The 22,641-nt window shown below is 60.3% G+C and carries 14 protein-coding genes and 1 pseudogene; 4 read left to right on the plus strand and 11 right to left on the minus strand.

Annotated elements, in window-relative coordinates; translation table 11 throughout:
- Positions 1 to 42 precede the first annotated feature (42 nt).
- The 3 genes from tcuB to ABDX87_RS26665 form a co-directional block, all read right to left on the minus strand.
- Positions 43 to 1,200 (minus strand): tricarballylate utilization 4Fe-4S protein TcuB, encoded by a 1,158-nt coding sequence (gene tcuB, locus ABDX87_RS26655; RefSeq protein ID WP_346830582.1) that lies wholly within the window; start codon positions 1,198 to 1,200, stop codon positions 43 to 45.
- Positions 1,187 to 2,641: an FAD-dependent tricarballylate dehydrogenase TcuA gene (gene tcuA / locus ABDX87_RS26660; protein WP_346830583.1), complete on the minus strand. Its 1,455-nt coding sequence runs from the start codon at positions 2,639 to 2,641 to the stop codon at positions 1,187 to 1,189. Before tcuA ends, tcuB begins: the two co-directional genes overlap by 14 nt.
- A 544-nt stretch (positions 2,642 to 3,185) precedes the next feature.
- Positions 3,186 to 4,115 (minus strand): LysR family transcriptional regulator, encoded by a 930-nt coding sequence (locus ABDX87_RS26665; protein WP_346830584.1) that lies wholly within the window; start codon positions 4,113 to 4,115, stop codon positions 3,186 to 3,188.
- 478 nt (positions 4,116 to 4,593) lie between these two features.
- Between ABDX87_RS26665 and ABDX87_RS29355 the strand changes: the two are divergent.
- Both ABDX87_RS29355 and ABDX87_RS29360 read left to right on the plus strand, forming a co-directional pair.
- Positions 4,594 to 5,181 (plus strand): annotated as a pseudogene (locus tag ABDX87_RS29355) (methyl-accepting chemotaxis protein); the annotation flags it as partial.
- Positions 5,182 to 5,475: 294 nt separating this feature from the next.
- Entirely contained in the window at positions 5,476 to 5,739 is a 264-nt protein-coding gene (locus tag ABDX87_RS29360; protein ID WP_431061284.1) for a PDC sensor domain-containing protein, read from the plus strand.
- A 182-nt stretch (positions 5,740 to 5,921) separates the two neighbouring features.
- Here the strand turns inward: ABDX87_RS29360 and glgX are convergent, their stop codons facing one another.
- The 6 genes from glgX to glgA form a co-directional block, all read right to left on the minus strand.
- Positions 5,922 to 8,108 carry a glycogen debranching protein GlgX gene (glgX, locus tag ABDX87_RS26675; RefSeq protein ID WP_346830586.1) on the minus strand — a complete coding sequence of 729 codons (2,187 nt, stop codon included), beginning with the start codon at positions 8,106 to 8,108 and terminating at the stop codon, positions 5,922 to 5,924.
- A 186-nt stretch (positions 8,109 to 8,294) separates the two neighbouring features.
- Positions 8,295 to 8,723, minus strand: a complete 429-nt coding sequence (locus ABDX87_RS26680) for a DUF2934 domain-containing protein (RefSeq protein WP_346830587.1) — start codon at positions 8,721 to 8,723, stop codon at positions 8,295 to 8,297.
- 17 nt (positions 8,724 to 8,740) lie between these two features.
- Complete coding sequence (locus tag ABDX87_RS26685; RefSeq protein WP_346830588.1) at positions 8,741 to 11,539, minus strand: malto-oligosyltrehalose synthase; 2,799 nt, start codon at positions 11,537 to 11,539, stop codon at positions 8,741 to 8,743.
- Positions 11,536 to 13,605, minus strand: coding sequence for a 4-alpha-glucanotransferase (gene malQ, locus ABDX87_RS26690; protein WP_346830589.1), 2,070 nt, complete (start codon positions 13,603 to 13,605; stop codon positions 11,536 to 11,538). The genes ABDX87_RS26685 and malQ overlap by 4 nt, the downstream gene beginning before the upstream one ends.
- Positions 13,595 to 15,409 (minus strand): malto-oligosyltrehalose trehalohydrolase, encoded by a 1,815-nt coding sequence (gene treZ / locus ABDX87_RS26695; protein ID WP_346830590.1) that lies wholly within the window; start codon positions 15,407 to 15,409, stop codon positions 13,595 to 13,597. The genes malQ and treZ overlap by 11 nt, the downstream gene beginning before the upstream one ends.
- Positions 15,410 to 15,435: 26 nt before the next feature.
- A complete protein-coding gene (glgA, locus tag ABDX87_RS26700; RefSeq protein WP_346830591.1) occupies positions 15,436 to 17,022 on the minus strand; it encodes a glycogen synthase GlgA in 1,587 nt (528 codons plus the stop codon).
- Between the two features lie 602 nt (positions 17,023 to 17,624).
- On the opposite strand from glgA, the gene ABDX87_RS26705 reads away from it, so the two are divergent.
- Together ABDX87_RS26705 and ABDX87_RS26710 are read left to right on the plus strand one after the other, a co-directional pair.
- Complete coding sequence (locus tag ABDX87_RS26705) at positions 17,625 to 18,116, plus strand: GNAT family N-acetyltransferase (protein WP_346830592.1); 492 nt, start codon at positions 17,625 to 17,627, stop codon at positions 18,114 to 18,116.
- A 460-nt stretch (positions 18,117 to 18,576) separates the two neighbouring features.
- Positions 18,577 to 20,124 (plus strand): TerC family protein, encoded by a 1,548-nt coding sequence (locus tag ABDX87_RS26710; protein WP_346830593.1) that lies wholly within the window; start codon positions 18,577 to 18,579, stop codon positions 20,122 to 20,124.
- A gap of 106 nt (positions 20,125 to 20,230) precedes the next feature.
- Here ABDX87_RS26710 and ABDX87_RS26715 read toward each other — a convergent pair whose 3' ends face one another.
- Positions 20,231 to 21,976 carry a phosphoethanolamine transferase CptA gene (locus ABDX87_RS26715; protein WP_346830594.1) on the minus strand — a complete coding sequence of 582 codons (1,746 nt, stop codon included), beginning with the start codon at positions 21,974 to 21,976 and terminating at the stop codon, positions 20,231 to 20,233.
- Between the two features lie 337 nt (positions 21,977 to 22,313).
- Positions 22,314 to 22,487: a DUF6026 family protein gene (locus ABDX87_RS26720; protein ID WP_346830595.1), complete on the minus strand. Its 174-nt coding sequence runs from the start codon at positions 22,485 to 22,487 to the stop codon at positions 22,314 to 22,316.
- Positions 22,488 to 22,641 lie beyond the last annotated feature (154 nt).

The following is a 22,641-nucleotide window of genomic DNA, read 5'->3' on the forward strand; positions in this document are numbered from 1 at the left end:
TATTGTTATTGGAATGAAAGGTCGGTTTGGCAGGACTCGGGATCAATCGCTGCCGGCGTTGATCGGGTTGGGTTGGCGTTTTTCGATGGAAAACTTGAGCAGCGCTGCGCTGCGGAAAATGCCGTGAGCGAATTTGCTGTAAGGCATCGTCAGAAAGAACGCCATGACGAACCCCAGGTGCAGGGCCAACAGCAGGCCAAGCGCGGCCGTTTCGCGAAACGCCAGCAAGGCCAGGCCACTGATGCTCAAGGCCAGCAGCAGGGCGATGAATCCGCGGTCCATGGGTTTCTGATGCGCGTCGCCCTGCGCGGGATTGCGCCGCAGGTTCAGCCACAGCAAACCGGCGGGGCCGATCAACAGACCGATGCCGCCCGCAATGCCGAGCAACACCGGCAGGCTGAGAACCGGGTAGGGCGCGTGCCAGTTCATCAAGAAGTGGTAGAGCGTGGCGACGCCGGTCGCGGCAAAGCACAGCATGAAGCCGTAAAAGGTCAGATGGTGGAAACGCCGCCGCCACAGGGTGAAGCGGTCGTCCTCGTTGTTGCAGCCTTGGCCGTGGCCGCCGTCCAGGTACTTCAGCTGCGCGACGTTGGCCGTGGCTTCCAGCGCGGCCGACGTTTTGATGGCCCCTGAGGCTTCCCCGGGGGTGACCTCGCGCCAGAACCGGCGCACGCCAATACCGAGCGCCAGCACTGCAAAGCCGAACACTGCACCGAACATCAGCGCCAGTGTGTTGTGCGGGAAAATGCCGTAGAAGTTTCCGCCGGGCATCGCGGTGAACAGGTTGCCCATGACCAGCAGCGCCAGGCACAGGAACAGCGCCAGCCCCGCACCCGTCGCCAGGGCGAGGGTCAAACCGTTGCGGTGATAGAGTTTGCCCAACGGTTTGGGCCAGGCGTATTCGGCGTAGGTCTCCAGTCGCACCTTCGCCATGGCCTTCGGCACGTTGACCGCGAACTCATGGGGCGCGGCGTATTGGCATGCGCTCAGGCAGGCGCCACAGTTGTGGCACAGGTTGGCCAGATAATGAATGTCCGCCTGGGCGAATTCCAGACGTCGGGTCATCGCCGGGAACACCGCGCAAAACCCCTCGCAATACCGGCAGGCGTTGCAGATGGTCATCTGCCGCTGCACTTCGCTTTCTTCCAGGTTCAGTACCGGGATCAACTGGCCCGGTGTCGAAGGATCAAACAGCTGCATGGTGCGATTCCGTATTCACTGGAGAAGAGGCAAAACCCGCGGAGGCAGCGGCTTGGGTGCCGGCTATTCGCCCAAAGGCAGTGCCGATGGCCATGCCGATGCCGGCGGTGTAGCCCTTGCCCAGTACGTTGCCGGCCATCATTTCTCCGGCGACGAAAAGGTTGGGGCTTGCCTTGCCCTTGAAGTGCACGGCGGCCGTTTCATCGGTTGCCAGCCCCAGATAGGTGAAGGTCACACCGGGTTTGAGCGGGTAGGCGTAGAAAGGCGGTTTGCTCAGCGGGCGGGCCCAATGTGTTTTGGCCGGAGTCAGGCCCTCGGTGTGGCAATTGTCCAGTGCCGTGTGGTCGAACGTGCCGACCTGGCAGGCGCGGTTGTAGCGCTCGACCGTGTCGACGAATGCGGCTTCGGGCAGACCCAATTTGCCTGCGAGTTCTGCCAGCGACTGTGCCTGAGTGCCGGGAAATACGGGCGGCATGAAGCGGCCGATGGCCTGCTGATCGATGATCGAATACGCCTGCTGTCCCGGTTGTCCGGCCACCAGTCGGCCCCAGATGGCGTAGCGTTTGGGCCAGAAGTCCTCGCCTTCGTCATAAAAGCGTTCGCCGTCGCGGTTGACCACCACGCCCAGTGATACGCAGTCGATGCGGGTGCAGATGCCACCGTCGTACAGCGGCGCGCGGGCGTCGATGGCGACCATGTGCGCCTGGGTCGGGTCGCCGATGATGTCGGCGCCCAGATCGATCATGCGGCGCAGCAGTACGCCGGTATTGAAGCGTGTCCCTCGGATCAGGAAATTATCGGACGGCCATTCACCGCGCTCATTCTGGCCCCAGGCTTCGCGCAGCCACTCCCGGTTGGATTCAAAGCCGCCGGCTGCGAGTACACACGTGCGCGCTTCGATGCGTTCGGCTGGCAGGCGCAGCCCGTCGACTTCACGTTCGGCGAGATGCGCAGCGACAAACACGCCGTCCTTGAGTTCGATATCGCTGACCTGGGCGTTGTAGCGGATTTTTACGCCCATGCGTTCGGCGCTGCGGAAATAGGCGTTGACCAGTGCTTTGCCGCCGCCCATGAAAAACGCATTGGTACGCGCCACATGCAGGGCACCGGACAGCGGTGGCTGGAAGTGCACGCCGTGGGAACGCATCCAGTCGCGGCACGATGACGACGCGCGAATGGCCAGGCGGGCGAGCTTTTCGTTGGTCAGGCCTTCTGTCACTTTGAGCAGGTCCTGCCAGTATTCTTCTTCGGGGTAAGCGTCCGCCAGCACGTCTTGCGGGGCATCGTGCATGCAGCGCAGGTTGCGCGTGTGCTGCGAGTTACCGCCCCGCCAGACCTTGGGCGAGGCCTCCAGCAGCATCACGCTCGCACCGGCCTCGCGCGCCATCAACGCAGCGCACAACGCTGCGTTGCCGCCCCCTATGACTAGAACATCGATCATTGTGTCTCCTCGAACGCTGGCAGTCAGACTCAGGCGCTGCAAGCGATGGAGGCACAGTAGGGAAAAGCGGGGCGGCCTCGAAAGACCGGATTCGCCGTGGGGGTGTTTAGTTTTAGTAAAGGGTCGAGCATGACCCAACCTCTTGATTACGCCGAGCGTTTTCTTGAGCAGGGCACCGCGCTGAGGGTGGGAGCCAGCTTGCTGGCGAATGTGGATTGTCATTCACCGTTGATGTACCTGATCCATCGCATTCGCTGCCCTCGTAACCTCGGACGTCTCCCACAGGAACGGCGTCGGCCCACTCATCAGTGTCCAAGCTTCAGGCTTGAGCGAAGCGAGCTGTTGCACAAATAGATGCGCAGAGTTCCGACCTTTGGGAGCCAGCTTGCTGGCGAATGCGGGTTGTCATTCACCGTTGATGTACCTGATCCATCGCATTCGCTGCCCTCGTAACCTCGGACGTCTCCCACAGGTATGCCGGCAATGGCGAAACATGGCCAGGCATCGAACCTGTTGGAGCTTGTTTGTTGGCCATCGGGCATTATCAGCCTTCTCCGATCCAGCTCGCGCCCGGCCATTGTTGCTGGCTGACCAGTTGCCGGGCGACGTCGGTGATGACCACACGGGTGGCCAGCGCCGCCGGTGAGAGTTCGTCGTCGGTCAGGGTCGCCAACAGATTGCGTCGTCCCACATGCTCGTCGGCGATCTGGACCAGCGACAGCCCCGATTCACCCTTGAGCGCCGCCGCCGCGCCGGGCTGAATGGTCGCTGCATGTCCGGCACGTACGGCGTTCATCAACACGGCCAGGCCGTCGATTTCCATGATGATGTTCGGGACGACACCGGCACGCTCGAACGCTGTCATCAAGGTCGAGCGCAAGCCATGTTGCGCACTCGGGGCCACCAGCGGCAGGTGCCCGAGCTCAGCCAGATGAACGCTGGCGCCGGTAGGGGAATCGGGCAGCGACGGCGAGGCGATGACAAACAGTTTTTCGTCGAGCAGCGGGGTGACGCTCCAGCGTTTTCCGCCTTCGAGCTGAAACAGGATCGCCAGGTCGATCTGCCGTGCATTGAGCTGAGCAGCGAGGTGCCCGGAAAGCATTTCCACCAGGTGCAACTGAATGTCCGGGTAGCGCGCACGCATGGCGTTGATCAGCGGCAGTGCCAGCACAGTGGCAGTGGTGGGCGGCAGACCGACGCTGACATACCCGCTCATGCGCCCGCGATGCGCCGCCAGAATGGCATTGTCGGCCTGGCGCAAGGTCAACTGCGCGTGATGCAGAAACGCCAGGCCTGCGCTGGTGGCCGTCACGCCGGTGGTGGTGCGATTAAGCAGACGGGTGCTGAGTTCGCTTTCCAGCTTTGCGATCTGCTGGCTCAGCGCCGAGACGCCGACGTCGAGTTCCAGCGCGGCGCGACCCAGGCTGCCGAGTTCGGCAATCTTCACGAAGTAGCGCAGTTGGCGTAGTTCCACAGGGACGGGCTCCATAAGCGTTCAAGACGTTCTAGCGTACAAAGGCGCGCAGCAGTGTACATGCACAGGTCGGCGCCGTTTGCGATGCCGTGCACCAATAAGCGCCTGCCGCGCGCGCGTAACGTCGCAATTCGGGCATTTTTTCGGGCGGATTTTGGATGCGGCAGCGCAGACTCACGAAGCGCATTGATGGCACTCTGCTTGCAGTGTTCCCACCCTACACGGAGGGAGATGCCGAATGTTTTCACTGCGCGCCAACAAACGCCGGGCCCATGACGATGATGCCCTGAACCTGTTGTTCGATGACCTGGACCTGACGGTGCAGCTTTCCGAACATTCGCCGCTGAATGCGCGTTTGAACGGCTTCAGCAAGACGTTGCACGAGCGTCTGGCCGAGAGTCTGGCGGCGTCCGTGGACATCGCCGCCCACGCGCCGGAGCTGGCGCGCATCGCCCGGGCCACCGAGCAGAGCGGACAGATGCTCGCCCAGGCTTCGGAACTGATCGCCAGCGCCAGCGAACAGGTCAGCACCTCGCTCGACACCGAGCTGGTTCCTGGCGCGGCACAGGTGGCCAAACTGTCCAGCGAAGTGACGCTCACCTTGCGCCAATGTCAGCAGACGGGTGAACAGGTACTTGATCAGGTTGACGCCATCGGCGCGAGCGAACAGAAGCTGGAGTCGGTGATCGGGCAGTTATTCGGTCAGCTCGAGGAGGTCAGCCAGGTGCTCGGTGTGATCGCCAGCATCTCGCAGCAGACCAACCTGCTGGCGCTGAACGCGGCAATCGAAGCCGCGCGGGCAGGGGAGCACGGGCGCGGTTTTGCGGTGGTTGCCGATGAGGTCAGACGACTGGCCGGGCACACCACCGAGTCTACCGCCCGCGTCAGCCAGATCATCGAACGCTTCCGTGCCGACATGGACCAGTTGGGGGCTGCCGGCAAGACCATGCACGCCGCCGTGGCCGATGGGCGGCAAGGCATGACCCGTATGGGCGAGGACCTGCTGAGCACGCAGGCGGCCATGGATCAACTGGATCAGCGGGTGGGTCATATTGCATCCGGCACCGAGCATATCGGCATCGCCGTGCACGCCATCAACCGCGATGTCCAGAACATCGCCGGAGTAGCGGCGGAGCTTCTCGGTAACGCAGGTCAGGTGTTGACCCACAGTGATGCGGTGCGCACCAGTGGCGATCACCTGTTGAATGGACTGGGCGGTTTCCGCCTGCAGATGCACAAGGCAATACAGGCCAGCGTCGAGCGTCTGGGCAGTGAGGCGGCGATGCACGGCGACGTGCAGGCAGCCGAGCGCTTCATGTTCGAGACATTGCAACGCGATCAGCGTTTCGAGTTGTTTTACATGGTGGACCGCAATGGCACGCAGGTCAGCGAGAACATCGGGCTGGAAAAAGACAGCGCGTCACCCAGCTGCAAGGGCCGCAACTGGTCTCAGCGTCCGTGGTTCAGGGAAGTGGCAGAACAGCTCACCAGCCACATCACGCCGGTGTACCGATCTTCGGCAACGGATGCGTTCTGCGTGACGGTGTCGGTGCCGATCTTTGCCGCGAACGGGCAATTGCACCGGGTGTTGGCGGCGGACGTGAGGCTGTCGGCGTTATTGTGAGACGGACAAACGGGACTTGGCGGGAGGGATGCAAAGCTTGTGGGAGCGAATTCATTCGCGATGCGTCAATACAGACGACAACACTGTGTCGTCTGAAAGCCTTTCGCGAGTGAATTCGCTCCCACAGGGTGACAGGAGATGCCGTCGGAACGGTTCTTGAACCCAAGAAACGTGCGAAGCGGTTAAGCCTGATCTCCCTTCTGCAGTTCAAACAGCAGCAATGAACGCGGCGTCACAGTGTATTCGGTGCCGAATTCAAACGTGTCCTTGCCTTTGATTTCGGGCTGATTGGTATCGATCAGGCTGGTCCAGTTCACACCTTCGGGTACCTCCGGCAGGGTGAAATTGACGCCTTCATGGTGCGAGTTGACCACCAGCAGCAAGGTCGCTTCGGAGCCACGACGACGAATGCCGGTTTCCTGCGCACGGCCGTCCATCAGCATGCCCAGGCAGCGGCCATTGGCATCTTGCCATTGCTCAATGGTCATCTCGTCGCCACTCGGCGACAACCAGGTAACGTCTTTCACGCCGAGGTCTTCGTTGTAGTCACCCACGAGGAAACGGCCGCGACGCAGGATCGGATACGCCATGCGCAGCTTGATCAGGCGTTTGACGAACTTGTGCAGCGCCTTGCCGTCTTCGTCCCAATCCCAGTTGACCCAGCCAATCTCGCTGTCCTGACAGTAGGCGTTGTTGTTGCCGTGCTGGGTGCGGGCGAACTCGTCACCGGCCACCACCATCGGCGTGCCTTGGGAAAACAGCAACGTGGCGAAGAAGTTGCGCATCTGGCGCAGACGCAGGGCGTTGATTTCCGGGTCTTCAGTCGGGCCTTCGACGCCATGGTTCCAGGAGCGGTTGTCGTTGCTGCCGTCCTGGTTGTTCTCGTCGTTGTCCTCGTTATGCTTGTCGTTGTAGGACACCAGGTCGTGCAAGGTGAACCCATCGTGTGCCGTGACGAAGTTGACCGATGCGTACGGCCGGCGACCGCGCTGGTTGAACATATTGCCCGAGGCCGTCAAACGGCTCGCGAGGTCGGCCAACTGACCCTCGTCGCCTTTCCAGAACGCGCGCACGGTGTCGCGGAATTTGTCGTTCCATTCGGCCCAGCCCGGCGCGAAGTGGCCGACCTGATAGCCGCCAGGACCGCAGTCCCAAGGCTCGGCAATCAGTTTGACCTGGCGCAGCACCGGGTCTTGGCGACAGGCCACGAGGAAGCTGTGGCGCTCGTCGAAGCCGTCGTGATAACGGCCAAGGATGGTCGCCAGGTCGAAACGGAAACCGTCGACGTGCATTTCGCTCGCCCAGTAGCGCAGTGAGTCAGTGACCATCTGCAGTACGCAAGGGTGGCTCAGGTCGAGTGTGTTGCCGGTGCCGGAATCGTTGATGTAGAAGCGTTTGTCGTCCGGCATCAGGCGGTAGTACGAGGCGTTGTCGATGCCGCGCATCGACAGGGTCGGGCCGCGTTCGTTGCCTTCGGCGGTGTGGTTGTAGACCACGTCGAGGATCACCTCAAGCCCCGCATGGTGCATGTGCGCAACCATCTCCTTGAACTCGGCGATCTTGCCGTGGGCGAGGAAACGCGGGTCAGGCGCGAAGAACGCGATGGTGTTGTAGCCCCAATAGTTCGTCATGCCCTTTTGCAGCAAGTGCTGGTCGTTGACGAACGCATGGATCGGCAGCAGCTCGACCGATGTCACGCCCAGACCTTTGATGTGCTGAATGACGTCATCGACCATCAAACCAGAGAACGTGCCTTTCAGCTCCTCGGGTACGGATGGGTGACGCATGGTGAAACCACGGGTGTGGGTCTCGTAGAAAATGGTTTTTTCCCACGGCACATTGACCCGCTGATCGCGGCCCCAGGTGTAGGCAGGGTCGATGACCTTGCACTTGGGCACGAAGGGCGCGCTGTCGCGTTCGTCGAAGCTCAGATCGTCGTCCGGGTGGCCGATGGTGTAACCGAACAAAGCCTCGGACCACTTCAGTTTGCCAACCAGTTGTTTGGCGTAGGGGTCGATCAGCAGCTTGTTGTGGTTGAAGCGGTGGCCGTTTTTCGGGTCGTAAGGGCCGTATACACGGTAGCCGTAAACCAGCCCGGGGTGAGCGTCGGGCAAATAACCGTGGAAAATCTCATCGGTATATTCGGGGAGTTCGATGCGCTCCAGTTCTTCCTCGCCGGTGGAGTCAAACAGGCACAGCTCGACCTTGGTTGCGTTGGCCGAAAAAATGGCGAAGTTGACGCCCAGGCCATCCCAGTTGGCGCCGAGGGGGAAGGGCAGGCCTTCACGAATGCGCGTCGCATTGACCTGCGGGCCGTCTGCCTGGGCGGATTCATTCTGGGGTGTTGTGTTCTTCTCTTGCTTGCTCATGTGTATTCCTGACGTGCGAATGATTTCCTGAGGGCGAACAACGCCTGTGTCGCAGGCGGGGACTGCGCCATTCCTGATCCATTGATAAAAACAGGCGGGTAGATGCCGCAGGGTGTATCGATCGTTTTCAGGCGATCCCTGCGGCAGAGGTTTGCTGCGCGATGGGTACTCGTCGGAGACGAATACTCAGGGCGCGGGTGGCTTGGCGGCCGGAGGTGCTTTTTTCGCTGCGGGTTTGGCGGCGGGCTTGGCCGCAGGTTTTGCAGCAGGCTTGGCGGCGGTCGCGTCGGCGCCGCTGGCGGCAACCTTCGGCTTGGCAGCAGGCTTTGTCGGTGCCTTGGCAGCAGGCTTGGCCGCTGGTTTAGGCGTGGCCTTTTCAGCAGGCTTTGCCGCCGCTTTGGCCGCAGGTTTTGCAGCTGCCGCTTTGGGCTCAGCCTTGCTGTCTGGCTTGGCCTTCGAGGCTTTGCCGGCAGCAGGTTTCTTCGGCGCTTTGGCCTCGGCGTCTGCCAGCTTGCGGGCCATTTCCCAATGGCGCGCATCCTGACCGTGAGGCTTGCCTTCCGTTTCCCAGATTTGGTGGGCTAGCTCGCTGATTCTCTTTTCGTCGGCACTCATCTCGACACTCCCGGGTATCACAAAGTTTGAATAAGCAGGTTTACAGAAAATTCCTTGAGCGCTGCGCTGAGCGACAATTCCTTGTTGGTTGTGACTGTAGCCTGCGAAAAAAGTCCCTTCCAATTTGGATTTGAATCAGCGAACGGCAGGATGATTCGTGTATCGCCCCAATTTGCTGCGTTGATGAATGGAGTTTGCGCGGTGCCCATTAGTTCAGCCGGCAAACGTGGAACCACAACAATAGCCCGCTTACCTCCTTTTTCCCGGGCAAATGCCAGGACGTGCGCAGCCTGTTCACCGATCACGTCAAGCGGTTGGTATCGACCTTCACTGAACAGGTCAGGGTATTGATTACGCAGCATGAGCACCTGCGCGATCAGTGCCTGTTTGATCCGGCCGTCCTGCCACTGGGCAAGCAACTCGGTGAGCGCCACGGACTCGCCCAAGGCGCGTTCGCGAGCGGGGTAATCCACCGGACGTCGATTGTCCGGATCCACCAAACTGAAGTCCCAGAATTCAGTGCCCTGATACAGATCGGGAACACCGGGCACGGTCATTCGCAGCAAAGTTTGCGCCAGACTGTTCAAGGCGCCCGCCGGGGCGATTCGATTGGCCGTGGCACCGATGGATTGACGCAAGGCGAGGGCATCGGGGCTCAGCAACAGGTGCTGCAAGAACTCACGGCAGGCCGTTTCATAAGCTTCGTTGGGCGCACTCCAGCTGCTCTGGAGTTTGGCTTCGCGCAAGGCTTTTTCCTGCCACTGCGTGAGGCGCTTGGCGTAGTCCTGAAAAGCGCTTTCACCCTCCAGGCCAAGCGGCCAACTGCCCAGAATGGCTTGGTAGAGCATCAGCTCGTCACCAGGGCTGATGTGGGTGTCGGCAGCCTTCAGCGGTGCCGAGAGTTGCTGCCAGCGCTCGACCTGTTCTGTGTACCAATCCGCCTGTTCACTGAGCACGGCAAGGCGTGTCCGAGTGTCCTCGCCGCGCTTGTGGTCGTGGGTCGCAGTGGTCAGCAGGTTGTCCGGAAAGTGTGCACCGCGTTCGATGCACACGTTGTGGAACGCTTCCACCGGTGCACTGAAATGTTGCGGATGAAAGCCCACATCGTTGCGCGACAGCAGCACCGCGGAGCGATAGAACGAGGTGTCTTCGACCGATTTGGCTGCCACTGGCGAGGTCAACTGCTGGAAGCGGTTGTGGGCTTTGCGGCGCATCTCGCGCAGAGGACCTGTCGGGTAGTCGCGCAGACGTTCGCCCCCCAGCCAACGCTGGAGGTAGTCGAGCACCGGCCAGTCGCCCTCGCTGAGCATCTCGCGTGCACCCGTCATCGCCTGCTGGAAGAAACGTTCATCCGCTTCGGAACGCCCGCTGGCGGTAATGTAAGTGCGATAGACCGGAAAATTGCTGACCAGTGCCAACAGTGAGCGGCGGATGGCGCCCAGGGTCAGGTCGCGGCTCATGACGTCACTGCGCGCCACTTGGAGCAATGCCTGGGCGAGGTTTTCGAAGTCCCCGGCCAGGGTGCCGTGAAGGACCAGATCCCGCGCCTCCAGCACCTCTTGATTGAAGTCTGCCGTGCGCCCGCTGATCCGGCTCCACAGTTCGCCCAGTACGGCTTCGCCTTTCGGATCGTGCTGCAGCAGCGACACTTGGTTCATGAACTCATAACCGGTCGTGCCGTCGACATTCCAGTCCTGGCGCAGTGGCTCATCGGGGCCCAGGATTTTCTCGACGAAGATCGGCACATGATCCAGTTCGGTGCCTGCCGGGCGCTGACTCAGCAGGCTGTCAACGCGTCGCCGCAGCTTGCGGCAATAGCCGCGTGGATCGGCGAGCCCGTCGATATGGTCAATGCGCAGGCCGTCTACCAAGCCTTCTGCGATGAGTTCGAAAATCTTCGCATGGGTGGCTTCGAACACCTGCGAACGCTCGACCTTGAGGCCGCCCAGTTCGTTGATGTCGAAGAAGCGTCGCCAGTTGATGTCGTCCCCGGCCGTGCGCCAGCTGGCCAGGCGGTAGTCCTGATGTTCGAGCAGACGGTGCAGCTGCTTGAAGCCTTCCGGCTGACGGGAGTCGAACTGCGCCAGCCCGGTTTCGATGGCGTGCGTCAGGTCCGGATGGGCCTTGAGCAGCGCCACAAGATCCGCCTTGATGTCCAGCGCTTCCTGGTAGGCGTCTGCGTGCTCGTCAAGCCGCGCAAAACGCTCCGCCAGTTGATCCAGTTCCGGACGGCTGGCGGCCTTCAGCAACGGGCCGTAGGTGCCCGGGTTGATGGGGAAGTGGTGCTGATAATGTTCAACGCGGAAACTGCCGTGCTCAGCATCGAAGCGTAACGGGACTTCGCCGTTCTGCAGCACGGTGCCGTAGTCGGTGCTGAGAAACGGCAGGAGCAGTTGCCCCTTGAGCAGCGGGTCAGGCGAATTCCACTGGATGTCGAAGAACTTCGCATACGGACTGCGTTGGCCCCATTCCAGCAGGTCCAGCCACCAGGGATTATCGGCCCCGCCGACGGCCATGTGATTGGAAACGATGTCCAGAATCAGCCCCATACCGTGTTCCCGCAGCGCGGCAACCAGGCGGCGCAATGCGGGCTCGCCGCCCAGTTCAGGGTTGATGACCCTCGGGTCGACCACATCGTAGCCGTGCATCGAACCCGCTCGCGCCTTGAGCAACGGCGAAGCGTACACGTGGCTGATGCCGAGCCTGGCGAAGTAGGGCACCAGGCGTGTCGCGTCATCCAGGGTGAAGTCTTTATGAAACTGCAGGCGTTGTGTCGCACGCAGGGACTTGAGGAGTGGATTGACAGACTGACTCATCGATCACGCTCCGCAGCTTGTTGGCGCGCCGAGGCCAGGATTTCCAGTCGTCGTGCAGCGTTGGTATTGTCCAGCAAGGTTGAGGTGTCTCCGGGTAATCGCCGACGCCAATTGGGATGGCTGTCGATGGTACCGGGCAGGTTGGCCTGCTCCTCTATTCCCAACGCATCTTCGATCGGCAGTAGCACGAGTGGCGCACGGGTGTGACCCAGATAGCGCACGCTGCCATCAATGAGGTCGCTGTCGTTGCTGTCGTACATCCCGTAGTTTTGCTTCAACGCCGCGCGCAGGCCATGACGCTCGCGTTCGCGGCCTTCGCGCCAGTGACGCTCGGTGTCGTCGTCGATATGGCCCAAGGTTTTGTTCCACTCAATGTCCAGTTCGCTCAGCCAGCCAGTCAACGTTGGCAGGTCATGGGTGCTGGTGGTCGCCAACGCGTCGTCTGACCATTTGATGATCGGTTTGAAATGCCCGTTGTCTTGTTCGAACAGCAGCACGCGCATGCCCAAGATGCCGCGGGTAGAGAGTTTTTCGTGCAGGCCCTCGGGCACCGTGCCGAGGTCTTCCCCCAGCACGACAGCCTTGTGGCGCCACGACTCCAGGCACAGCAGGCGCAGCATGTCGTCCAGCGGGTAATTCAGGTAAGCACCTTCGCTGGGCGGTGAACCCATCGGCACAACCCATAAGCGCTGCAGGCCCATCACATGGTCGATGCGCAGACCGCCGGCGTGGGCGAGGTTGGCCCGGAGCATTTCGATGAACGCGCGGAAACCATTGCGTTTGAGGCCCGTGGGCGAGAACGCCGAAATGCCCCAACTCTGACCCGAACGGTTGAGAATGTCGGGTGGCGCGCCGACGGTCAGCGCCGACAGCAATTCGTCCTGACGACTCCAGGCCTGGCTGCCCGCACCGTCGGCGCCGACCGCCAGATCGCCGATCAGGCCGACGCTCATGCCGCTGCTGCGCGCGGCCGTTTGCGCACGCTCCAGGCCCCGCGCAATCAGCCACTGAGCGAACGCATGGAAGCCGATCTGCTCGCTATGGCTGGCGGCGAATTCATCGATTGCCTTGCTGCGCGGGCTCTTGTATTGCTCCGGCCACTCGTGCCAGTTGCCGCTGATACCCAGCAACTCGCACTGGTCGCGCATGGCTTCGAACCGACAGTGGTTCTCCAGCGCTTCGCCGCCTGCATGGCGAAAACTGTTGAAGTCTTCATGCAGCGGATGGTCACTGCTGATGAACCCAGCGTACAGCGCGCGAAACACTTTCCATTTGGCCGAGGCAGCGGCAGGCCAGTCGATCAACGGCAGGTTTTCAAGGCGCTTGAGTTCTTCGCCAAGGCCCGTCTCCTCAATGGCCATGCGCACGGCGCGCTCACCCAGGATCGTGCCCGGTGCTGCGTACAGTGCGTTGAGGAACAGACGACTCGACGGTGAATACGGGCTGAAACGTTCGCTGTCATTGGCGAACATGGCGTGGACCGGACTGATCGCAATGGCGGCCGCGCCGCGCTCACCGGCCGAACGCGCAAAAGTTTCCAGGGCCTGGGTATCGCCAAACCCGCCGTCGCCTTCGCGGCGCAAATAGTACAGCTGCAACGTCAGGCCCCATGCACGGGGCACGGTAACGTCGGTGGCCATGGCCAGGGTGTAGGCGGTCTTCGGTGCGACAGCGATGGTCAGGTGTTGGCCATCAATCACCAGTTGCTGATAACCCACGGTCGCCAAGGCAGGCAACTCGGCCTTGGCGGTGAGTTTAGCATCGAGGCGAGCGCCGTCCTCCAGCTCCAGCACGAAGGGCGTCTCAGGCTTGAACCAGGGTGAGAGGTCAAGGTTGGTGCCATGGTCGACCGTCAGCAGCGGTGGAGGGGTTGTGGAAAGGCTCTGGTCTTGCAGACGCTTGAGGCTTGCGGTGATCTGTTCATCGTTTTCAGCCGGGTAGCCGAGGCCGTCAAGGACCCTGCGTAATGCCTCTGGGCTTACCCGTTGCGGTCGTGCGTTGGCGTCTTTCCAGTCGACCGATAATCCTGCCTCGGCCGCCAGCATTTCCAGTTGCTCATTGCTCATCCTGTTCCTCCACAACGTCACTCGATATCAGGCTGACAATGGCCGTGTATGGATTGAGGTTGCCGTGTTGGGAAAGTTCTGCCGATTTTGGATGGGATTCATGAAGAACATGCTGCACCTGGTGTTCGTCGATCTTGACCGTGTGCGCCCCAAGGTTGAGATCGATGCGCAGGGTGCTGCCATCACCCAACAGCCAGCGTGCGCTGACGGCTTTGTCGGCCAACACCTCGGCGCCAAGGGCCCTGGCCCCCGGCAGACGTGGCACGATGTGTTCGCGACGGATCTCCAGCAGCGTTCGATACAGTTCCAGCCAGCTGCGATGGTCCTGACCCTTGTCGGTTTCCAGCAGCAGAGCGTCCACGGCCGGGCGTGACGCCTCAAAGGTCTGAACGGCATTCGGGTCCGGGATGCGTTCGCGTTGAGCGGGGTCCGCGAATGCGGCGAAGTCGGCGAATTCGCCGCGGCGACCTTCGCGAACAGCATCGGCCAGCTCGTCATGGAAGTCAGTGAAGAACAGAAACGGTTCGCTGGCACCCCATTCATCGCCCATGAACATCAGCGGGATCATCGGTGACAGCAGCAGCAGGGCGGTCGCCGCGCGCAACGCTTCGGGCGGACACAGCTGCACCAGCCGCTCACCGAGGGCGCGATTGCCGATCTGGTCGTGGTTCTGCAGGAACAGCACAAAAGCGGTCGGTGACAGGTGCGCGCTCGGTTCGCCACGGGCGTGACCGTGGCGTGTGGACTCGCCCTGATACACGAAACCTTCGCCCAACAGGCGAGCGAGCTTGTGGGTGGGTTGCTGGGCAAAATCGGTGTAGTACGCATCCGTCTCGCCGGTCAACAGGACGTGCAGGGTGTTATGGCCGTCATCGTTCCACTGCGCGTCGTAACCCTGATCCATGCGGCTGGCTTCGTTGAACTCGTTCTCCAGCATCAGCCAGACATGGCGCTCCTTTGACGTCTTCTGCCGGACACGTTGCGCCAGTTCCTCAAGGAACGTCGGGTCTTCGATGGCGTGCACCGCGTCGAAACGTAGACCGTCGAAGCGATAGTCCAGCAACCACATCAGGCTGTTGTCGATAAAGAAGTCACGCACTTCACGACGCCGGAAATCAATGGCGTCGCCCCATGGCGTCTTCTTGTCGCTGCGGAAGAAGTGCTTGGCGTAGCTTCCCAGATAATTACCGTCCGGTCCGAAGTGGTTGTAGACCACGTCCAGGATCACCATCAGACCCAGCCCGTGGGCCGTGTCAATCAGGTGCCTGAGCTGCTCCGGTGTGCCGTAGGACGACTGGGGCGCGTATGGCAAGACGCCGTCGTAGCCCCAATTGTGGTCGCCGGGAAATTGCGCGATGGGCATCAGTTCGATGGCCGTGATGCCGGTATCGGCCAAGCGCTGCAGGTGGCGTTCTACCCCGGCAAAACCGCCCAGAGCGCCCACGTGCAATTCGTAGATGACCGCTTCATGCCAAGGGCGTCCGCGCCATTCGGCGTGGTGCCACTGATAGGCGTCCGGGTCGATGACCACGCTGTGGCCATGCACCTCGCCGACCTGAGCCCGGGAAGCCGGGTCAGGTACCAGAAGGTTTTCATCGATTTTGTAGCGGTATCGCGTGCCCGCCAGGCATCGTGTTTCGAGGACAAACCAGCCGTCTTCCTGCGGCAGCAGGGCCAGTGACGGCCCATCCTCTATCTCGACACTGACGTAATAGGCATCCGGCGCCCAGAGGGCAAACCGGGTGTGTTCGGGATCCAGCAAGACGGCGCCGTGGCGCCAGCTCTTATCCGTGCGCGAAGGCATCCGTTACCCCTTTTCCAGTTCATGAATCAGTATTGCAGCGCAGCACCCACGTTCTTCTTCAGCAGTTCCTGATAAAGGTCGGCATAGGGTTCAACCGCTTTGTGCCAGTCGAACGGGGCAGCCATGGCGCGGCAACGCATGGCGTTAAGCAGTGGTGGATTTGCGAAGACTTTGAATGCGCGTGTGAGCGCTTCGGTGTAGCTCTCCACCGTGGACTCGTCGAACAGGAAGCCGGTGCAACCGTCTTCGATGGTGTCGGCCAGGCCGCCCGTGCGGCGCGCGACCGGCAAAGAACCGAAACGCTGGGCGTACATCTGGCTCAGCCCGCACGGTTCATACCGCGACGGCATCAGCAGGAAGTCGCTGCCGGCAAACATACGGCGGGCGTCGGTTTCGTTGAAGCCGACGCGCACGCTGATCTGACCGGGAAAGCGGGCGGCGAGGGCGCGCATGGCGTCTTCTTCGTCCGGTTCACCGCGGCCGATGATCGCGATCTGGCCACCGTTGTTGACGATGTGCTCGGCGACGCCGATGGTCAGGTCCAGACCCTTCTGATAAACCAGGCGCGAGACGACCGCGAACAGCGGGCCGGTCGACGGTTCAAGCTCGAACAACTCACGCACGTGGTCAGCGTTGATCTCTTTGCGGGTCCACTCATTAGGACCGAAGCGGCAGATTAGGTGTTCGTCGGTCGCGGCATCCCAGCTTTCATCAATGCCGTTGGGAATACCGCTGAGCTGACCTCTGTTGGCCTTGCTCTGCAGGAAGCCTTCCAGGCCGCAACCGAAGTCTGGCGTGGTGATTTCCTTGGCGTACGTCGCGCTGACGGTGGTGATGTGACTGGCATAGGCCATGCCCGCCTTGATGAACGACAGACGGCCATAAAATTCCATGCCATCCGGCCCCAGCGCTTCGTCCGGAATACCCAGTTCGCGGCTCGATGCGGTGCTGACAAACCCCTGATACGCCAGGTTGTGAATGGTGAAGATGCTTGGGGTGGTTTGACCGCGCCACTTCATGTAAGCCGGGGCAAGGCCCGCTGGCCAGTCGTGGGCGTGAACGAGTTCCGGGCACCACTGGGTTTTCACCGCACCGGCGGCGAAGTCGGCGGCTGCCAGCCCCAGACGCGCAAACCGAATGTGGTTGTCCGACCAGTCGCGGCCATGGTTGTCGCCATAGGGGGTGCCTTCACGCTCATACAGTTCAGGGCAGATCAGAACATAAATGACCAGACCGTCTTTCATGTCCATACGGCCGATCTTGCAGGGAGGCAGTGCGGCATGGCCGCTCAGTTCGCTAATGATGTGGATCGGGTTACCGCTATTGATGACCTGTGGATAGCCGGGGATCAGCACGCGTACATCGTGTAGGTGGCGCATGGCGCGCGGCAGTGCAGCAGACACATCACCCAGACCGCCGGTTTTCACCAGATCGGCCATCTCCGAGGTGACGAACAGGATTTTCTTTCTGTTCGCCATCGACATGCCTGGTTGTACAGGGGGCAGTTGCAGCAAAGGTGCGCTCGTCGTTGCGAAGACCGGCAGATGGGTCAGCTCGCTGGCCGGCTGATTAAAACTCTCTCCCTTCTGGGTTTTGACAGCGGCACTAATCATCGTTTTCTCCCATTCGATACGCAGTGTTGGTACAGCACTAGATTTGTAATTGGCCATGTCCGTTGGCCACGCACACAAGACCTACGCAAAATCGATACCCATTTACCGACTGCATAGTGAAGGACAAGGTGAAAGCGGCCTCTGCTCGGGCTTCAACAAATAGCATAGGCGCTCTATTGTGCTGACCCAGCGCATTTGCAGAAGTTTCGACTTTTTTTCCGGGAAATGTCTGGCACGCGGGCTAGCACCTTTCTGTAGGAAAAAATTCATGTCGCTACACAAACTCCCTGACCGCGCAGTGCGCTGTTCTGGCGCACGCTGAGAGGGAAAAACCCCTCGAATACCGTCGGTCGGATTGTTCGACAATCAAACTGGTGCAGCTTGGCAAGCATAGCTACGGCTGGCTTTTTTGCGACCGGCCGGTCACAAAGTGAGACGTGTCGCCTTTTCTCGGTGCAGCAGGGATCAAATCTTGTGCGCAACGAGAAATTTCCTACTTCTGTATAGGGATATCTTGGTGCGCTCCACGGTAGAATCGTCGCCACGCGGCAAACGGCGTCCCTGCCTGTTGCCTGATACCCCCTGAGTTGTAGAGGAAGTCAATGCAAGCCCCTGAGGTTCTGGTCCTGCAAGCCAGCTACACCAACCCGGTCCACGCTGAAGCCATCGGTTTCCTGCTTAATCAATATGCTGAAGACGCCATGGGCGGCTGCGAATCCTTGTCGCTGGACACCCGTCAGCAATTGGCGATCGAGCTCGCCAAACGTCCCCATGCGTTCAGCGTGCTGGCGTTCATCGCGGGTGAGCCGGTCGGGCTGGTCAATTGTTTCGAAGGTTTTTCGACCTTTGCCTGCCGCCCCCTTGTGAATATCCATGACGTTGTCGTCATCGCGTCCGCACGAGGCCAGGGCATCAGCCAGAAAATGCTCACCAAGGTCGAAGAGATCGCGCGCCAGCGCGGCTGCTGCAAAATGACCCTGGAAGTGCTGGAAGGGAATGAAGTGGCGCTCGGCGCCTATCGCAAGCTCGGGTTTTCCGACTACCAGCTCGACCCGCAGATGGGCCGGGCGTTGTTCTGGCAAAAGACGTTGTAAGCGTCATCAGACAGCGGGTCTGATTCAAACCTGTGGGCGAATTCATTCGCGATGCATGCGTACGGCCGAGACCTCTTTTTTGAATGTTCCGGTGCTTCGCGACTAAATTCGCTCCGACAAATGATCCGCTGCGCAAACAGTGCCGTCCGATGTCGGACGGCTACATGATCCAGGTGTTGCTCCGGCAACACTGTTCAAAACATTTGTAACAGTTCTGTCCTGTGAGGTACTTCCCGCAGCAAGATAGGATCGCCTCCCGTATTCAACTCAGGACGCCCATGTCTCTTTCACTGGAACCTCCCAGTTGCCGATCCCGTTCGCTGAACGTTCTCGGCTGCCTTTCGCTGCTCCGCGCTGATCTGTGCCTCTCCAACACCCCATTTGCGTTCATCGTCCCGCTTAACGGCGCGTCGGTCGTGAGCGTGCCTGCCCTGTCGCCGTCGAAAAGGAATCACTGACCATGGAATGGATTGCGGATCCTACGGCCTGGCTTGGCCTGCTGACGCTCATCGTGCTGGAGCTGGTGTTGGGCATCGACAACCTGGTGTTCATTGCCATCCTCGCCGACAAGCTTCCACCGGAGCAGCGCGACCGCGCGCGGGTGCTGGGGTTGTCGCTGGCGTTGATCATGCGCCTCGGCCTGCTGGCGAGCATTTCCTGGATGGTGACGCTGACCGAGCCCTTGTTTGAGGTCTTTAGCAAGAGCTTTTCAGGCCGAGACCTGATAATGCTGTTCGGCGGCATCTTCCTGCTGTTCAAAGCGACGATGGAATTGCACGAGCGGCTGGAAGGGCATGTCGCGCAGAAGACCGGCAGCACGACCTACGCGTTGTTCTGGCCGATCGTCGCGCAGATTGTTGTGCTCGACGCCGTGTTCTCGCTTGACGCGGTGATCACGGCGGTGGGCATGGTCGACGAACTGTCGATCATGATGATTGCGGTCGTGTTCTCCATCGCCATCATGATCATCGCCAGCAAACCGCTGACGGCCTTCGTCAATGCGCACCCCACGGTGATCATGCTGTGCCTGGGCTTTTTGATGATGATCGGCTTCAGCCTGACAGCCGATGGTCTGGGATTTCACATACCCAAAGGCTATCTGTACGCGGCGATCGGTTTTTCAATCCTCATCGAGGTCTTTAACCAGATCGCGCGTTCGCGGCGCAAGCGCAGCCTCAAGGGGCATTTACCCCGTCGCGAACGCATGGCTCACGCTGTGCTGCGCCTTTTGGGCGGTCGCAAACCCGGTGTTGAGGAAGTGGGGGAGGACATCGTCGACATGCTGGAGGGCGACTCCGAGGAACCCGTCTTCGATCGTCGGGAGCGCGTCATGATCAGCGGTGTGCTGCAGCTGGCGCAGAAGCCGATTCGCAGCGTGATGACAGCGCGTACCGATGTCGACATGATCGACCTGAATGACGACGAAGCCGTTATTCGTCAGCGACTGGTGGCTTCGTCCTACTCAAGGCTGCCGCTGATACGCGGTGGGCGGGTGGAAGAGCCACTCGGCTTCGTGCACAAGAAAGAGTTGCTCAACGGGCTGCTCACGGGTTCAAGCCCCAGCCTTGAACACCTGACGCGCACCACGATCAATCTGCTCGACAGCTTTTCGATTCTCAATGCGCTCGACCAGATGCGTGCAGAGTCCACTCACATTGCCTTTGTGGTGAACGAGTTCGGCGATTTTGTCGGCATTCTCAGCATGACTGACATCCTGGAGTCCATTGCCGGAGAACTGCCGGATGCGAGTGAAGCGGACGGCCCGGATCTGGTGGAAGAGGGTGACAGCGTGCAGGTCAATGCGGCGATGAACCTGACTCATCTGCGCGAGCGAATCGGCTTCAAGGCCCCCGTCACCGATGAATATCAGACGCTGGCGGGATTGATCATGAGCCTGCTGGATCGTTTGCCGGCGTCGGGTGATGAAGTGATCTTGGATGGCTGGAGCCTGAAAGTGGTCCGAGTGCAGGAGCGTCGCGTGACCCGCGTACTGATGCGCAGGCTCTGATGGCAACGCGTGGATGAAAGAAGGCCTGCATTGCGCAGGCCTTCTTTTTAACATCGGAGCTTCTGAATGCCGGAGCTCCTTAATGTAGGCGCTCAGTACTGACAGATTACTGTTTGGCCACCTCGGGCGTCGCTGGAGGTTGTTTGGCAACCTTCTCCATCACCGCGAAATCACTCAAGCCCTTCTGCGCATAGGGGTCGCCAATCAGGCGTGGCCGAGCCTTGAAGTCCAGGCTGACGAGACTCTTGGTAGTGTCCAGTTCATCGAAGCTCAAACCTGCCAGCTGCGCCCAGGTGTGGACCAGATTGGAGCTGGTGTACGGACGGTCATGAATGCTGTCGAAGTTCCAGTCGTGTGTCTGCCGCCATTTGGGTGAGGCGTAGGCAATGAACGGCACTGTGTACATCGGGATCGTCGGTTTGGCTTCGTTTCTGCCGAGGGTGTTATGGCCAGCGGAATCGTAGACGTCCTCGCCATGGTCGGACAGGTACAGCAGGAAGCCGTTCGGGTCGGCCTTGGCGTAGGACTTGATCAGGCTGGACACCACGAAGTCGTTGTACAGCACGGCATTGTCGTAGCTGTTGTAGAGCTCCAGTTTGCTGTCATCGATCGCGGCGGGTACGCCGTCACGGCCGGTGAACTTTTCATAGTCCTGCGGATACCGGTACTGATAGCTCATGTGCGTGCCCAGCAGGTGGACGACGATCAGCTTGCGCGGTGCGGCATCGGTCAGCGCCTTGGCAAACGGTTCCAGCACATCGCCGTCGTACTGGCGGGCGTTCTGGTTGCGGTTGTTGTTCAGGTACACCTGCTCGTCAGCCTGTTCGGAAAACGTCGTGAGCATGGTGTTGCGCTTGGTCATCGTCTGCTGGTTGGTGATCCAGAAGGTTTTGTAACCCGCCTGTTTCATCACGCTGACGATTGAAGGTGTCTTCAGGTACAGGTCCGGGTTTTCTTCGTCGGCGAACGTTAGAACCTGTTGCAGGGCTTCGATGGTGTAAGGGCGCGGGGTGATCACATTGTTGAACACCTGCAGCTGATCTTTCATCGCGTCCAGGTTCGGCGTGGTCTGGCGTGGGTAGCCATAAAGGTGCATGCGACCCCGGTTAGTGGATTCGCCGATCACCAATACCAGCGTGGTGGGAAGACCGGCCTGCTGGTCCTTGAGGTTCTTCAACGGCGCAATGTTGCTGCTGCTGGTCAGCATGCCCTGCATGCTGTCCAGTTGCTGCGTGTAGCGGTGGTAGGCCACCAGCATTTGCCATGGCACCGCCGGTTCGATACGCGATTCGAACGCTTCGAGGCCCGATGCAGTGTCCTCGTGACGCGACATCTGTTTGGCCAGCGGGTAGCCGACGATGGCCACCAACAGTGCCGTCGAAACCACCCAGGCGCGGCCGCGTGGCATGTAAACCGGGCGCAGACGCGTCCACAGGAAAATCGCGAAGGCGGTGTGGGCGATGAATGCCAGCACGATCCACCAGGCGAAATACTGGGTCATGTACTCGCCCGCTTCAGAGATGTTCGACTCGAACATGATGAAGATGACGCTTTGCGAGAACTCTTGCTGGTAGATGAAGAAGTAGCCGAGGCTCGCCATCGAACACGCCCACAGCACAACGCCAATGACGGCCGCCATGATTCGGGTCTTGTTGGGGAACAGGAGCATGGGCGCGAGCCAGATGCCGCTCATCACGAACGCCTGACGAAACCCTGCGAAGCCGGTAATGCCGGTCAGCTGAATAAGCAGTTGGGTGATACCGGAAAAATACCAGAAGAAGACGAACAGCCAGACCAGGCCGGTCCAGTCAAAACCCTTCGGAGCCGGTGAGCTCCCTTTCATAGTTGCCATCAAGCGCTCCAGCTATGGATCTTTCGCGCGACTTGGCCAGGCCGTCGCGTCGTGCAGGCGTGAGGACCGGTCTGGACGACAGTGATCGGCAGACAGCTCACAGAGGTGCGGGAGTATGGTGAGGGGCAGGTGAAAAAAATGTGAGCCAGATGACACAATCGGGTTCTGGAAGCACGAAATCCTTAATTTTCAAGGAGCAGGAACATTACAGAATGTGTCTGGTCCGACCAAAGGCGATGGGAAGAGGCGGGTATCGTCAGCGCGAACGGGGTTCACAGGCGGGGTACGGCAAGCCGGCGGATCGGGCTTGCCGCGAACAATCTGAGGGAACGGGGGATCAGGCCTGCAAGGCGGTGCCGGGTGCTGCGAGCTGGGCGTGCTGCAACATCAGCGTCAGCTGGGCAACTTTCTTTTGCAACTGATCGCGTTCGGCCTTGAGCTGGCTCAGCTCGTCGCGACGAACGGTAACGTACAGAGTCTGTGGAACGCTTGCCGGTAGTACTGTGCCCATTGCTCACCTCGCAAATGGCGGGATTCAACTTCGTAAGGTTCAAGCAATGACGCTATCGCTACCCGACGTGTCCATGCTCCTACCTCTATCGGCGCGAATTCTGATTTCTTTTGAGAAAAAAAGGAACTTTTTTATTTTTTATTGTCGCGAACGT

Source organism: Pseudomonas abietaniphila (assembly GCF_039697315.1).
GTDB classification, from domain to species: Bacteria; Pseudomonadota; Gammaproteobacteria; order Pseudomonadales; family Pseudomonadaceae; genus Aquipseudomonas; species Aquipseudomonas abietaniphila_B.